Annotated in this window: 15 protein-coding genes and 1 tRNA gene; 4 read left to right on the forward strand and 12 right to left on the reverse strand. The window is 48.4% G+C overall.

What is annotated here, in order from left to right; translation table 11 throughout:
* Window positions 1-65 precede the first annotated feature (65 nt).
* Complete coding sequence (gene trxA, locus I2F54_RS09285; protein WP_009122942.1) at window positions 66-380, forward strand: thioredoxin; 315 nt, start codon at window positions 66-68, stop codon at window positions 378-380.
* Between the two features lie 32 nt (window positions 381-412).
* Window positions 413-745 (forward strand): hypothetical protein, encoded by a 333-nt coding sequence (locus I2F54_RS09290; protein WP_022218048.1) that lies wholly within the window; start codon window positions 413-415, stop codon window positions 743-745.
* An 88-nt stretch (window positions 746-833) separates the two neighbouring features.
* Here the strand turns inward: I2F54_RS09290 and I2F54_RS09295 are convergent, their stop codons facing one another.
* The 5 genes from I2F54_RS09295 to I2F54_RS09315 form a co-directional block, all read right to left on the reverse strand.
* Window positions 834-1,052 carry an immunity 17 family protein gene (locus tag I2F54_RS09295; protein WP_087412392.1) on the reverse strand — a complete coding sequence of 73 codons (219 nt, stop codon included), beginning with the start codon at window positions 1,050-1,052 and terminating at the stop codon, window positions 834-836.
* 35 nt (window positions 1,053-1,087) lie between these two features.
* Entirely contained in the window at window positions 1,088-1,513 is a 426-nt protein-coding gene (tsaE, locus tag I2F54_RS09300; RefSeq protein ID WP_087412391.1) for a tRNA (adenosine(37)-N6)-threonylcarbamoyltransferase complex ATPase subunit type 1 TsaE, read from the reverse strand.
* Window positions 1,513-2,334 (reverse strand): metal ABC transporter permease, encoded by an 822-nt coding sequence (locus tag I2F54_RS09305; protein ID WP_009122946.1) that lies wholly within the window; start codon window positions 2,332-2,334, stop codon window positions 1,513-1,515. The genes tsaE and I2F54_RS09305 overlap by 1 nt, the downstream gene beginning before the upstream one ends.
* Window positions 2,335-2,344: 10 nt before the next feature.
* A complete protein-coding gene (locus I2F54_RS09310; RefSeq protein ID WP_009122947.1) occupies window positions 2,345-2,767 on the reverse strand; it encodes a hypothetical protein in 423 nt (140 codons plus the stop codon).
* Between the two features lie 145 nt (window positions 2,768-2,912).
* Complete coding sequence (locus tag I2F54_RS09315) at window positions 2,913-4,196, reverse strand: 3-phosphoshikimate 1-carboxyvinyltransferase (protein WP_195501045.1); 1,284 nt, start codon at window positions 4,194-4,196, stop codon at window positions 2,913-2,915.
* 170 nt (window positions 4,197-4,366) lie between these two features.
* Between I2F54_RS09315 and I2F54_RS09320 the strand changes: the two genes are divergently transcribed.
* Window positions 4,367-5,572, forward strand: coding sequence for a multidrug effflux MFS transporter (locus tag I2F54_RS09320; RefSeq protein WP_087425631.1), 1,206 nt, complete (start codon window positions 4,367-4,369; stop codon window positions 5,570-5,572).
* Between the two features lie 95 nt (window positions 5,573-5,667).
* On the opposite strand, the gene I2F54_RS09325 is transcribed toward I2F54_RS09320, so the two are convergent.
* From I2F54_RS09325 to I2F54_RS09335, 3 genes are read right to left on the reverse strand one after another with little or no spacing between them, the layout of a single operon-like run.
* Entirely contained in the window at window positions 5,668-6,267 is a 600-nt protein-coding gene (locus I2F54_RS09325; protein ID WP_087412388.1) for an aminotransferase class IV family protein, read from the reverse strand.
* On the reverse strand, window positions 6,251-7,234 hold the full coding sequence (locus I2F54_RS09330; protein ID WP_195501046.1) for an aminodeoxychorismate synthase component I: 984 nt from the start codon (window positions 7,232-7,234) through the stop codon (window positions 6,251-6,253). The genes I2F54_RS09325 and I2F54_RS09330 overlap by 17 nt, the downstream gene beginning before the upstream one ends.
* 4 nt (window positions 7,235-7,238) lie before the next feature.
* Window positions 7,239-8,834 carry an aspartate:alanine exchanger family transporter gene (locus tag I2F54_RS09335; RefSeq protein WP_195501047.1) on the reverse strand — a complete coding sequence of 532 codons (1,596 nt, stop codon included), beginning with the start codon at window positions 8,832-8,834 and terminating at the stop codon, window positions 7,239-7,241.
* Window positions 8,835-8,943: 109 nt separating this feature from the next.
* On the opposite strand from I2F54_RS09335, the gene I2F54_RS09340 reads away from it, so the two are divergent.
* Window positions 8,944-9,333: a DUF2721 domain-containing protein gene (locus I2F54_RS09340; protein WP_009122953.1), complete on the forward strand. Its 390-nt coding sequence runs from the start codon at window positions 8,944-8,946 to the stop codon at window positions 9,331-9,333.
* A 129-nt stretch (window positions 9,334-9,462) separates the two neighbouring features.
* Here I2F54_RS09340 and I2F54_RS09345 read toward each other — a convergent pair whose 3' ends face one another.
* From I2F54_RS09345 to I2F54_RS09360, 4 genes are all read right to left on the reverse strand, one after another.
* The gene (locus I2F54_RS09345; protein WP_195501048.1) at window positions 9,463-12,732 is read right to left on the reverse strand and encodes a S41 family peptidase; all 3,270 of its coding nucleotides are present in this window, start codon (window positions 12,730-12,732) and stop codon (window positions 9,463-9,465) included.
* 70 nt (window positions 12,733-12,802) lie between these two features.
* Window positions 12,803-13,588, reverse strand: a complete 786-nt coding sequence (locus tag I2F54_RS09350) for a TerB family tellurite resistance protein (RefSeq protein ID WP_022218058.1) — start codon at window positions 13,586-13,588, stop codon at window positions 12,803-12,805.
* 176 nt (window positions 13,589-13,764) lie between these two features.
* A complete protein-coding gene (locus I2F54_RS09355; RefSeq protein ID WP_195501049.1) occupies window positions 13,765-14,295 on the reverse strand; it encodes a hypothetical protein in 531 nt (176 codons plus the stop codon).
* A 176-nt stretch (window positions 14,296-14,471) separates the two neighbouring features.
* Window positions 14,472-14,546 (reverse strand) — tRNA-Pro (locus I2F54_RS09360).
* Window positions 14,547-14,569: the final 23 nt, after the last annotated feature.

Below are 14,569 nucleotides of genomic sequence, written 5' to 3' on the forward strand. Positions count from 1 at the left end.
CAGTAAGAAGATAATGTTTGATACTGTATTATTGAATTAATATTTAAACTTAATATTTAGAAGAAATGGCTTTAGAAATTACAGACAACAATTTCAAGGAAATCTTGGCAGAGGGTAAACCTGTAGTAATTGACTTTTGGGCACCGTGGTGCGGACCCTGTAAAATGGTAGGTCCTATCATCGATGAATTGGCAGGTGAATATGAAGGTAAAGTACTTATCGGTAAATGTGATGTAGACGAGAACGGTGATGTAGCTGCCGAGTATGGTATTCGTAACATTCCTACCGTACTGTTCTTCAAGAACGGGGAATTGGTGGATAAACAGGTAGGTTCTGCCCCCAAACCGGTTTATGTAACGAAGATTGAAGCGTTGTTATAAGGTACTATTTGACAAATTTAAAATATAAAGCTATGGGACTGGAAGACGATTTTTTGAAGAATGATCTCGATGATGAAAAGACCATTGAGTACATCAAAAACTATTTGCCGCAGGAGTTAAAAGAGAAGTTCTCTGATGACGAGTTCTATTATTTCCTCGATTTGATTGACGAGTATTATTCCGAGAGCGGCATCCTTGATGTGCAGCCCGACGGTGATGGATATATCGAAGTCGATTTGGAGAAAATCGTAGATTACATCATCAAAGAAGCTCATAAGGATGAAATGGGTGATTATGATCCGGATGAAATCCTTTTCATTGTACAAGGTGAAATGGAATATACGGAATCTTTGGAAGATGAGTAAATCACAGTTTAATTAATAAAAGGAAAGGCGCAGATTGTAAAACCTGCGCCTTTCCTTTTATTAATTAAACTGTATTGGTCTTTCTTTATTATGCCATTGGCGGAGTATTCAGAAAAAAGAATACTGACATTCCGATAAGTATCGCTCCTAATACGCCATAAAACCAGCGCGCTTGCCGGCGGCCTACGTTTCGCACAACAAACTGCGTATTTTGGGCGGTAAAGAACCAATTCCAATCCAAAATAGCAGCCAGCAGGGAGATAATTCCCGCGGCAACAAAGATACCTTGAACAATGTATTGGCTCATTGTAAAGTGATTAGCTGTTAATTTAGTAATCTATATTAATCCAGTGGTTCCAGCGTTACTTTTCGTTCACCGCTTTCCACCTCTTCAATAGTAACTTTTACGGTATTTCCCGGCAGAAGCTCTTCAATCAATTCCGGCCATTCGATAAAGCAAAGCGCACCGCTGTACAGATAGTCTTCATATCCCATGTCGTACACTTCTTCCAGTTTCTTGATGCGGTAGAAGTCGAAATGATAGATTAACTCTCCGGCAATATCGGAACGATATTCGTTGACGATAGCGAAAGTAGGAGAGGTGATGACATCGGATACGCCGAGTTCTTCGCAAACCGCCTTGATAAAGGTTGTTTTACCGGCTCCCATCTTGCCGTAAAGAGCAAATACCGTATTGTCGCCCATCGCTTCGATGAATTGGCGGGCAGCTTCATGAATCTGGTCTAATGACTGAATTTTGATTTCCATTATCTTGTATTTTGATGCAAAGATAACCAAAAACTTTTTCCTCCTTTACAGATTGCGTAAATAATAATGGAGAAGAAGATTATGGCTGCTCCCGAAGGAACATTGAGATAGTATGAAATAAGCAGTCCCCCCAAGCAGCTAAGATAGCCGATGCCGATGGATAGCCATATAATACGGTGAAACCTGTGCGAGAAGAGATTGGCTGTCATTTGCGGAATTGTCAGTAATGAGATAACCAGCACGATACCCACCATACGGAGGCAGGCTACGATAGTCAATGCGATGAACATCATCAATACATATTCAAAAGCCTGTACAGGAATACCTTGTGAACGGGCAAATTCGCGGTCGAATGCTACATAGATTATCGGATGCAGGAAACACGAAAAAAACAAGATAAGTAATATCGCCAGCCCGCCCAGCAAGGCGATGTCGCCAAATGTTATTGTCAGGATATTCCCGAACAGATAAGCGGAAAGGTCGGGGGCAAATCCGGGAGACAGGAATGTAAAGATGATGCCCAATGCCATTCCTAACGTCCAGAATACCGCAATAGCAGAGTCTTCACGCATATCTTTCCGTTTGCTGAGCCATTCTACACCGAATGCCGACAGTACTGAAAAGATAGCTGCCGAAAGAATCGGTGAAATTCCCGTGTACAGCCCCATTCCTATACCTCCAAAAGAAGCATGCGTCAGTCCGCCGCTGATGAATACCAGTCTCCGGGTAACGATGTATGTACCGATAATTCCGCAGACAATACTTGCCAGCAAGCTGCCGATAAGGGCATGTTGAAAAAAAGTATATTGTAAAAGTTCCATGTGGCGGTGATTAGTGATTAATTCTCCTTTCTCCTACAATCAGGAACACTTCGTCTTTTATGTTGTCCGGTAGCGCGATGCCTCGTAGTTGCAGGCTGCGCACCCATCCGGCCACATCTTCCGACTGCATGGTATAGAATACGTCACGAAATTCTTCTTCTTGTTCGGGAGTATACCGGTCGGGAGCAGTCCCGATGTATTTGTCCAGTTCCTCGTCATCATAATATTCTATTTTCTTGCTGACGGCGGCCAGCAGACTGTCTTTCTCGCATACTTCGTGCTGTCCGCAACATTCCATATCTGCTTCCTGCACTTCGGGCATGGCGTCCAACTCGCCGTTGTCAATTTTCTTTTGAAGTCTGCGGTTGCGTACTATTCCCGCTATGGCAGCTACGATGGCGAGGGCAATCAGGCTAATAATCAGTATCCACATACGTTCTCTTTCCTTGAAAAAAGTGTCCTTATAAAATAGAACGGACAAAGATACACATTGTTTTCGTATCTGGCTTCTTTTGAACGGGCAAAAAGGTTGATTCTCTTCGGAGAAACTGGCGGATAGCAAAAAGAAACATTGCCTTTTACCCTTGTTCGTTGGAGATTGTGAACCCCGCTTTCTTTAAATCTTCCCAATAGGCCGGGTAGGATTTGGAAACTACTTGAGGTTCATCAATCACTATCTGCGGCAATACGATGCAGGCAGGAGCAAATGCCATTGCCATACGATGGTCTTCGTATGTGGAGATAATCGGGGTGTTTTCAGCAGGACAACGTTCTCCGTCCCATAACAGAATGCTGTCCTGTTCGGAACGTACCAAATAACCTAACTTTCGCAGCTCGGTGATAAGGGCGGCGATACGGTCGGTTTCCTTAATTTTGAGGCTTTGCAAACCGGTAAAGCGGAAAGGAATGTCCATCAGGCAGCAAGTTACGACAAAGGTTTGTGCCAGGTCGGGAATGTCTACCATATCCTCTTCCAAGCGCGAGACGGGTGTGCCCGCCAATGTCAGTCGTACGCCCCGGTCGGTATATTCGGTATGTACGCCCAGTCGGGAGAAAATCTCCGCGCCGCGACTGTCACCTTGATAACTGCGGGGAAACAGCCCGAGCAGCTCCACCGTTTCATGCTCATCACCCTTCGGAGATTCTTCATCCTTCATTCTTCGTTCTTCATTTCCCCTCAGCGCCAATATCTGATACCAGTAGGATGCCGCGCTCCAGTCGCTCTCCACGGTGAACGGGACATCCCGGTAACCGCCGGGATATACGGTGATGCTGTTTTCGGAACTCCATTCGGCACGTCCGCCGAAGTCGTGTATAAGCTGAAGCGTGAGGTTGATGTAGGGGCGGGAGATGATACTGCCCGTAAGGTGCAGGCGCAGTCCTTTGGGAAGCACCGCTCCCATCATCAGCAAGGCGGAGATATATTGCGAACTGACGTTTCCGGCAAGGGATATTTCATCGCCTTGCAACTCCGTCCCCGTGATGCGCAGAGGTGGGAATCCTTCTTGTCCGGCGTAATCGATTTTTGCTCCGAGCAAACGCAGCGAATCTACGAGGATACGGATGGGACGTTGCTGCATGCGTTGCGTTCCGGTGATGATACGGTTGCCGGGTGTCACGCTGAGATAGGCGGTGAGGAAACGCATAGCCGTCCCCGCTGCCATAATGTCTATATGTTCGGGATTGCCTTGCAGCGCGCGCACCATGACACGGGTATCGTCGCAATCGCTCAGATTGCAGGGCGTTTGCTTGCCGTGAGCAAGGGCGTGCAGGATAAGCGCACGGTTACTGATACTCTTGGATGCCGGCAATTGAATAGCGGCGTGTATCGGGGTGCCGGGGGCGGAAACGGTATAACGCATAGTTGTATTTGTTAAGTTACGGTAGTGGAGAGCTTTATATTCCGATGCAAAAGTAAGACAAATCTTTGGGAAATGGAAGCATGTTCCTAAAATGAACAGGATTGCTTAATAATATGTCTCGCCGGACTTATGGAAATACACTACTTTTGTGGCTCAAATTAATATGTAGTATGGTAAAAGATAATTCTAAGTTGTTTCTACTTGTATTGCTGGGTATGCTGACTGCTTTCGGCCCATTCGTCACCGATATGTATCTGCCCAGCCTTCCGGCTATGGGAGATTATTTTCAAACCGCTTCTTCAATGGTACAGTTGGGACTTACCACGAGCATGATAGGGTTGGCGGCAGGACAAATCTTGTTTGGTCCGCTGAGCGACCGCTACGGGAGGCGCATACCGTTACTGGCAGCCATGTGGCTGTTTATCGTCTCTACCATTCTTTGTCTGTTTGCACGGGATATTCATCAGTTTGTGGCTTTTCGTCTGGTACAAGGCATAGCCGGGGCAGGCGGTATTGTAATCGCCCGTTCGGTGGCTGCGGATAAATATTCGGGTAAGGAACTGGCGAAGATGCTTGCGGTTATTGGCGCTATCAACGGAGTGGCTCCGGTGGTGGCTCCTATTATCGGAGGAGTATTTACGGAAGCTATCGGCTGGCAGGGCATCTTCGGTATTCTGTTGGGATTGGGCGTTGTGTTGCTTGTCGGCAGTTACTGCTTTCGGGAGTCATTGCCCAAGGAGCACCGTTCGGTAAGCCGGTGGGGAGATACATTCCGCAGTTTTAAAGTGGTGCTGCAAGATAGGCAATATGTGTTTTATGTGTTGCAAATGGCGTTTGCGCAAGGAGTGCTGTTTGCCTATATTTCCTCTTCACCTTTTATTGTGCAGCAGCATTACGGATATTCGCCGTTGGTATTCAGTTTCTGCTTTGCTGTTAATGCGGTGGCGATAGGGGTTGCGGCTGCGACATCCGTGAAGTTCAGGCGTCCTGTCAGTAGTACGTTGATAGGCTGTGTGGGCATGGCGGTGGCTGCACTCGGAGAGTGTACGGCGCTTATGACAGGATGCGGTTTCTGGATGTACGAAGCGCTTCTGCTGGTTTTGTTGTTTATGATGGGGCTGACTTTTACGTCTACCACAACATTGGCGATGGAGTGCCAGCGTGACAATGCGGGTACGGCTTCCGCGCTATTGGGGGCTGTCTGTTTCGCTTCCGGCGGAATTGTCTCTCCTTTGGTGGGGCTCGGTGATATCCTGGTATCCACGGGAATTATCTTTGTCATCAGTGCCGGCTGCTCGTTAAGTTGCATCCTGCTGGCTTTGGGCAAAAGGCGGGCTAGGCTTTACTTCGCATTCGGTACGTCTCCGAAATGTTGAGGCAGATAAATATTGAGTGTCTGCCGTTTCTTTGAATAACGGAGTTATCCGGATGGGCTTGAAACCTGCGATGCCGCAACCGGTTTCAGAAATTTTCAGAATATTGGTTGCAGGTGACGGACGGAAAGTTCCAGTTCACCCCAGTCTGTCATCGCATTGAAAAGGCGGACGGTGGAATAGGAAGGCAAATCTTCCATGCGTATATTCTTTTCCGTAAGAATGCCTTTGTCCAATAGCTCGGCTCGTTTGGTTCCTTTCAGCAGAGGATGTTGCGGAGTGTACCACCGCTTGCCGTCGAAGAGAGCGATGTTGGCAATGCTGGTGTCGGTGAGCAGGCGCTGGCGGACAATGAGAATGTCATCACAAGAACCGCGTTGCGCAAACAGTTGGTTGAGCGCTTCACGGTCGGCGCTTTTGTAGGTGTAACCGATGTCGTTTGCCGATATCAATGCCAGTGAACGGACGGGACGTAAGATGTAAGGGGTACAAGTCACTTCCTCGATACCGCATCGTCCGTAGACTATACGCAATCTGTGTCTGCCGTTTTCGGGAATCGGGGGCAGAAAATCGGTCAATTGCAGGCCGGTACTTTCCGGCCAGAAGTGTGTGCGGGTATCGTTCAGCCTCCGTTCATGGTAGGCTAAGTTACGAACCACTCCGCCATCAATACGTATGGTTTCAATAAATCGGCACATATATCTTTTGTTTTACCTCGTTGTATTCGCTTTCCCATCGGCTTTGGGCGGTGATACCGCCGCCGGCTTTGAAATAGAGTTGCCCGTTTTCTTGTTCGATGAAGCGTATCATGACGGCGCTGTCCAGTCGGCCGTTGGCGTAGCAGCCCATAACTCCGGTGTAGAATCCCCGTTCGTAGCCTTCCGCTTCGGCGATGATTTGCATGGTACGCGGCTTGGGAGCGCCGGTAATAGAGCCGGCAGGCAATAACCGGAAAAGGATATCGCCGAGCCGCTCGGTATAATCATCGGGCAGCGTGCCGCATATTTCAGAGCTTGTCTGCAGAATCGCTCCTTTGTTGGTTTGCAGGCGGTCTATATAGCGATAGGACGTTACGGTGACGTGTTCGGAAACCATACTGATATCATTGCGTATCAAATCGACAATGGTGGCGTGTTCCGCCGCTTCTTTGGCATCGTCCAGCAATATTGATTCGGCATGGGGCAGAGCGGCATCAATCGTTCCTTTCATCGGAAAGGACTTTATCCTGCCTTCTTCCATGCGGACAAAGATTTCGGGCGAGAAACAGACGAAACGGTCTTTCAGCCAAAGCTTATACAAAGCGTGAGCATGCAGAAATACATCCTTTAGCGTCAGGTTAGTGCGAAGCGGAACTTTGCACGTCAGATTGGTCAGATAACTGTTTCCGCCCAGCAGATTACGTTTCACGATATCGAAAGAACGGCGGTAATCGGTTGGAGACGGGGGAGTAAAGTCCCAATCTATTGTTCCGGTATACCGGGCATCTGCATCGGGGGCATTACCGGCTTCTCCGAACCGATAGAGGCAGACGGACGTATCTATCTCATCGAGGGCTTCAACGTACGACTGCTCTTGCGTATAGTCGATGATGAACAGAAAAGGTGTGTTTTTACGTCCGAATGCGTTCATGCGGGTGATGGCTGTTTCTTTGTCCAAGGCTCTCATCGTCTTAAATCACCGTTGCAATAATTTGGATGGATAATATGAGGAACACCATCGCAATAGGATACACCGTAGTATAGGCCACACTCGGAATATTGCTGTCCGTCATGGAGTCGGCGGCTGCCAGGCCGGGAGTACTCGTCATGCCTCCGGTAAGGGTTCCCAATAAATCGAGGATGCTGATTTTAAAAAACAGCCTGCCTGCGATTACGGCTATCAGCATGGGCACTAGCGTAATGGCTGCGCCCACGCCGAACAGCAGCCAGCCGCTTTCCTGAAAGGTAGCTACTAAATTCTTTCCGGCCGATGTCCCTACTTCGGCGAGGAATAGCAGCAGTCCCAATTGTCGCAGCAGTTGATTGGCTGGACCCGACATAGACCAAATGATGGGGCCTGTCTTGCCTACGGCGCTAAGGAACAAGGCCACTATCAGTATACCGCCTGTCAATCCCGGTGAGAACGACAGACCTCCGGGGAAGGATATATTCAGTTTGCCAAATAGCACTCCGAGCACGATACCCATTGCGATTGGAAAGAAGTCCGTATCGGACAGCTTCTTGGCATTATTGCCCAACAAACGCGCCAAACCCTTCAGCCCTTCTTTCTCGCCGACTACCGTCAGCTTATCGCCGAACTTAAGGGCGAGGTCGGGTGAGGGGGAGAGGTCGATACCGCTTCGGCGGACACGCGTTACGGTGCAGCCGAAGTTCTTCATCAGGTTCAAGTCTCCCAGCTGTTTGTTTATCATATCCTTTTTGGTGAGCAGCAGAGACTCTATTTCCTGGGTGTGGCTCAGCGGGAGCTCGCCTTCTTCGCGTTCGCCTACCAGAGTGGCAAGCTGATTCAGGGCTTCGTCACTGCCGACGGCTTGTATGTAGTCGTTTTCGTGGAGTACGGTATGTGCGGTCGGGATAGAGATTTGCTCGTCATGCTTGTGGCGGGAGATTACCGCGCCGGTCATGGCACGGGCATTGATTTGCATCAGGGTGCGTCCGAAAACGATAGGGTTCGTAATGCGGTAAATGCAGGTAATCAGTTCGGGGAATTGTCCGCGGCGTTCTTTTTCCAAGCGGCGGGCTTCCCGGTCGAGGTCGATATGCATGATGCGGGGCAGCAGCTTCACGAACAGGATAACGCCGATTACTCCGAACGGATAGGCGATACCGTAGGCTATGGATGCCAGCGGTGAATGCGTGCTGTCGATGGCAACGGCAAGTCCCGGAGTACTGGTCAGTGCGCCGGCTATCAGCCCTACCACGCTTGGCGTGTCGATGTCGAACGCATATTTCAGCCCTGTCGCCGTCAAAGCGGCGGAACAAATAATCAGCAGGGTGATGATAATGAGTGTCTTCCCTTTGCTCCGGAAGGAATCGAAGAAGCCCGGACCGGCCTGTATGCCGATGGTGAATATGAATAGTACAAGCCCGAAGTTTCCCAGCTCTTTAGGGATAATCACCCCGAAATGTCCGAAGAGCAGGGCGATGAATATTACTGCGGAAACGTCGAGCGACAATCCTTTGATTTTGATTCTTCCCAGCATGAAGCCTAAGGCTACGATGAGGAAAAGCGCGAAGTAAGAGGAATTAAGCAGGTCAGTGAACATAGGCTCGGTGAATTAGTCTTTTCGTGGGAACAAAGGTAAAGGAAAAAAGTTAGATAGAGAAAGTATTATTTATCTTTGCAGCCGCTAAAGATTTAAAGAAATCCGTCTTATGGAAATAGATTTGACTACCCCCGCTTTGCTGTTTTCGGCAATATCCTTGATTATGTTGGCGTATACCAACCGTTTTTTGTCGTATGCCGGTCTTGTGCGCGCTTTGAAGGAACAGCACCAGAAGAGCCATTCGTCTGTAACCGCCGCGCAGATTGCCAACCTGCGTAAACGTCTGTATCTGACACGTGCCATGCAGGTAACGGGCATAGCGAGTTTGCTGCTGTGCGTAGTCAGTATGTTCTTTATTTATATCCGGCTTTATCTGGCCTCGGTTTATATTTTCGGCCTTGCTTTGGTACTGCTGATTATCTCGCTGACTATTTCAGTATACGAAATTTATATCTCGGTGAAAGCGCTGGAGATACATCTGAACGATATGGATGATTAGAGAGAGCGTTTTTTCCTGCTTACGGAACAGTTTATTTCATCCCGCGAGACGGTTTTTTTTGTCTCGTGGGATGATTTTTTTTATCTCGTGAGATGAATATTTTTGTCCCGCAGGACGAATCTTTTTGTCTCATAAGACGGATTCCAGCTCTTTCAGCAGCTCTTCTACGGCTACTTTGAGCTGGGTGTCTTCGCCTTTCACAATGGTTTCGGGCGAGTTGGCGACTTTGATATCCGGTTCCAATTGGGAGTTCTCCAAATAACTGCCGTCGGGCAGACGGTAGCCTACAACGGGAATGCCGAAAACGAGGGAAGGGTCTTGCAGGCGTTCCCACGATACGCTGGTCATAGTTCCCGGAACGGGCATGCCTACGAGCTTGCCGATATTCCGGTGGCGGTATACCCACGGCGTACCGTGCGCATTGGAATAGTTGGCTTCGCACGTCAGCATGACAGACGGCTTGTTCCAGCGGCGGCTGGGCATATCGCAAGCTTCGCGACCGCGGATTACCTGCGTAAAGTACTTCTTGCCGCTGAACAGAATCTCGATATCTTCGTGCAGACGGCCGCCGCCATTGAAGCGGGTGTCGATGACGATGCCTTCGCAATTGTTGTATTTACCCAAAATATCCGAGTAAACGGAACGGAAGCTGTCATCGCCCATCGACTCGATATGCACATAGCCCAAACGGCCGCCAGACCATTCGGCTACATCTGCCGCGCGTTGTTTTACCCAACGGGTGTAGAGCAGAGTGTTTAGCGCACTGCCGCTTATCGGGATTACCACTTCTTCCCAACGCTCTTTGGTCTGCGGGTTGTAGAGCGAGACGAGGGTTTTCTTTTTGGCCTTATTGTTTACTAATGTATAGTAATCCGTCTCGGGGGTAATCTCCATACCGTCAATCTTTTCGATAATGCTGCCTGGTTTCACCTTGGTAGTGGCGTTATCAAACGGGCCTTTTTCTATTACTTCGGCTATACGCATGCCTTTGTCCCGGTATTTCCAGTCAAAAAGCAGTCCCAGGCTGGCTGTCGGTTCGCTCTGTCCGGAAGGGAAGTAGCGACCGCCGGTGTGCGATACGTTCAGTTCGCCCAGCCATTCGCTCAAGAGTTCGGCAAAGTCGTAGTTGTTGTTGATGTGTGGCAGGAACTTACGGTAGGCGGCGCTCATGGCATCCCAGTCTACGCCGTGCATATTGGTGTTGTAGAAACGTTTCTGCTGTTGTTTGTATACATGCCCGAACATATATTCGCGTTCTGCCGCCAAATCCATTTTAACCTGCGCCTGATAAGTGACGGGTTTCAACGTATTGGACGCCATATCCATTTTCTGCATGGTTTTGCCACCCAGCAGGAAGAGGTTCTTACCGTCTTTGTCCATTTCCATGGAAGCCCAGCCGGCATCCATTTTGTGAAGGAGCCGGGTATCTTTCTTGCGGAGATCCATTTTCCAAAGGTCGTAACCGTCTTCAAAGGCTGCGAAGTAATAAAGGCTTTCACCGTCTTTGGAGATGATGACGCTGCCCATATCCGAAGAATTCGGGGTGAGACGTACAATGCGGTCTTCAATGTTTTTCAGTTCAACGACAATGTCTTTCACTTGAGACTTGTCATTGCCGGTCTTTTCTTGTTCTGTGTCTTTCTTGCTGCGCTTTTTATCTTTGGCGGTATCCTTGTCTTGCGTTTTCTTCTGTTCGGCTTCCAATTCTTTGCGCAACTCGTAATCTTCTTTGCTCAGGCAGTATTTGTCGTAAGCGTCCTGATTGAGGAAAATAAGCATGGCGTCGTCTTGCGAGCCCCATGAGGCGTGGGCGCGCATACCGTAACGTTCTGTCTTGAACAGAATCGCGTTACCGTCGAGGGCAAAACGGGGCGAACCGCTCATGTAACCGCTATTGGTCAGATTGACGATGGGACTATTGCCTTGCGCGCTGACAAGACCTATGTCGGAATACGGATCGTGTCTGTTGCCGATAAATTCGAGGGTAAACCATTTGCCGTCCGGTGACCAGGCATAACTGAATTCGCCATCTGTACTGTACCAGGTGGAACCGTCGGTAATCCGGCGTACTTTCTTCGTGTCGAGGTTGAGTACCATCAGGCGGATGCGGTCTTCTATGAATGCCAATTCCTTACCGTCCGGTGAGAATTGCGGGCAAGTGCGCTCGACAGTGGCGGAAGGCAGTAGCGCTTCCTCTTTTATAAGAGTGGCATTGGGGAAGTTGGGCTCTTCCTCGCGGGCAATTTTGGCGAGATAGAGCTGCCAGTTGCCGTTACGTTCGCTGGCGTAGGCCAGCGTACGATTGTCGGGGGCAAAGGACAGACTGCTTTCGTTGGCAGGGGTGTGGGTGATTTGCTTGGTGGTAGCGTAGTCTGCCGAAGTTACAAAGACCTCGCCACGAGCTATGAAGGCTATTTGCTTGCCATCCGGTGAGACGGTGGCCGAGGTTGCTCCACTGGTATAATTCAAGCGGGCTATCTGCGGACGGTCGTCACGGGTGATTTCTATTCGGACTTTTTGTGGTTCCGAGTTGTTCTGTTGTGTGTATATTTCGCCGTCGTAACCGTAGCACAATGTTCCGTTGGTGCTTATGGAAAGGAAACGTACGGGGTGGGTTTTAAAGGAAGTTATTGCTTTCACTGCCTCCGGTCGGTTCAGCGGGAAGGCGTATACGTTGAATGAACCGCCATCGCGTTCGCTTAGGAAATACAACTCCTGTCCGTCCGGAGAAAGGACGGGGTTACGGTCTTCACCGGCACGTTGGGTGAGGTTGGTATGTTTGCCTGTGCGGGCATCGTACATCCATATATCACGTGTGACGGATGAAGTGTGATGCTTCCGCCATTGGTCTTCAAACCCTTTTTGGTCTTGATAGAAAAACAGTTCGCCCGATTTGTCGAAACAGACTGCTTCGGCAGGTGTACCCAATACCTGTTCGGTACGTCCACCGGTTACGGATACTTTATAAAGCTCAGTCATGGCAGAACGGGGAAAGAGGGCGCTTTCGGCTGGGTCTTGAATGGCGGCCGAGAAGAGGATGTATTTACCATCGGGGGTAAATGCGGATGGGATTTCTCCGGCCGAGTGGGTGGTCAGGCGTTGGGCTGTTCCACCGTTGGCTGGCATTACGAATACGTCGAAGTTACCGTATCTGTCACTGGCAAATGCTATTTGCTTGCCGTCCGGTGACCAGACAGGGGTCGATTCGTAGGACTCCTGCGTAGTGAGTTGTATGGCTGTGCCGCCTTTTGCAGGAACTTTGTAGATATCTCCTTTGTAACAGAAAGCGATTTCTGTCCCGTCAGGTGAAATTTGTATGTCACGCATCCAGAGAGGAGTTGTTGCATAGGTGGCGAGAGTAGTGAAACTCAGCGCGAAGTAAGCGAGTATCTTTTTCATAATGAATGTATTTCTATTGGATTAGGGATTTATAGTAAGAGTATTGTCTTGATGAAGTGGGCTTTGGTTATTATTTCATTCCCCTTGCCTTGTACACAATCTCTTTGGCATTGTTGATGTTCTGCAGCTTTTCTTCGGCGGCACGCTTGATGTCTTCTCCCAGCGTAGCTACCCGGTCGGGATGGTGCTTTAATACCAATTTGCGGTATGCGGCACGCACTTCTTCATCGGTTGCCGTGGGGAGTATTTCCAATACTTTGTAAGCCGCGTCCAATGAATTGCCACCCAAATTGAGCATGGATTCCACTTCGTTTTCGGATAGTCCCATATAAGTCGCCACTTCTTTCAACGCTTCTATTTCTTCACGACAAACGTTGTTGTCGCTTCGGGCTATGTTGGCGAGGAAGCCCAACAACTGCAAGCGTTCTTCGTATGTCAGGTTGGCGGCAATTTGCATACCGCAGTCACGGATGGTATTCTTGAATGCAAGAGGGTTTTGCATATCCATACGCTTACGCTGCTCAAAGAGGTTGAGTAGTATCCGTTCTCCTTCGCTGACTGCGGCCACGCCGAAATTCGTTCGTAAGAAATTGCGGACGTATTCCATTTCACTGTGCATGATACGCCCGTCCGCCCGTATAATGTACGAGGCCATTACCAGCATTGAAAAGAGAAAACTGTTCCGCTGTCCGGCAAACACGTCTTCCGTTGTCTGTCCGTTACCGTAGGTTGCCGTATAGCTTGTTGTATTACCGCCGAGGTCCATCAACGAACCAAGTGCATATCCTGCCAATGCGCCGAGCGGTCCGCCTGCCATAAAGCCGATGATACCGCCAATCCATTTTCCTGCTCCCATAATTTTGTTCTTTGATTTTGCAAAAGTAACTATTCTTGCCTAAATACAAAGAAGGGCGATGCCAAGAAATACGGAATAATGCGGATAGAGATTATAGATTGGCTATATGGAGCCCGGTTTATCTTTTTTCGTTTACATTGATTTAGATTTCGGAGTATTATAAAAAAGGATTTAACTTATTGGTTTATTGCCGTAATCAAAGATGTTATATTTTGTTCTTTTACAAATTGTTCGAAGTCGTTCTTTGAACGTCCGTCCAGCTTTAATTCATTATTCCAAATAGGCAGCCTTTTGCGGCAGATAATATGTGTTAGTATCAGACAGAACTCAACAATTAAGGGATTGTGCTCTTTTCCCGTATCGTACCAGCATATTTCTAATTTATGGATAGAGTTTCTTTGCATCAATCGAGGCCATAATATATTTCTAAAGACAAGTTCGCCCGATAAATCATCCTTCTGCCGCCCGTAAAGTCTCCTTCGCAGTCCGCCTTTGCGAGGGATGGGACGGTTGTCTTCAAAATGGCCGGAACTGCCTATGTAAACGATTTCTTTGTCGCCTTTATCTTTGGGATAGCCATATACGATATATACGCCGCAACACTTGTCTATATTTTCATATTGGATTTCCATGCACTTTGCTTTCAGATTATCTTCAATGCCGAAAGAGAAGGAACCGTTGCTGTATTTCTTTATAAATTCGAACATAGGCTAATGTTAAGGGTTGTATTGAAACTATTAAGGGTGAATTTGAAAGTAAAGATAGGAATTTATGGATTGGTATTGCTTATATTTCTTTTTGAAGCCGAAAAATTTAATAAAAATGTAATCGCTATAAAGAAAAAGGAGCTAAGCCATTGACTTAACTCCTTGATAATTACCAGTCGGGGTGACTGGATTCGAACCAGCGACCACACGCCCCCCAGACGCGTACTCTAACCGGGCTGAGCTACACCCCGAATTGCGGATGCAAAAGTACGGC

Origin of the sequence: Bacteroides clarus (assembly GCF_015555825.1) — a bacterium.
In the GTDB taxonomy this organism is placed as follows: Bacteria; Bacteroidota; Bacteroidia; order Bacteroidales; family Bacteroidaceae; genus Bacteroides; species Bacteroides clarus.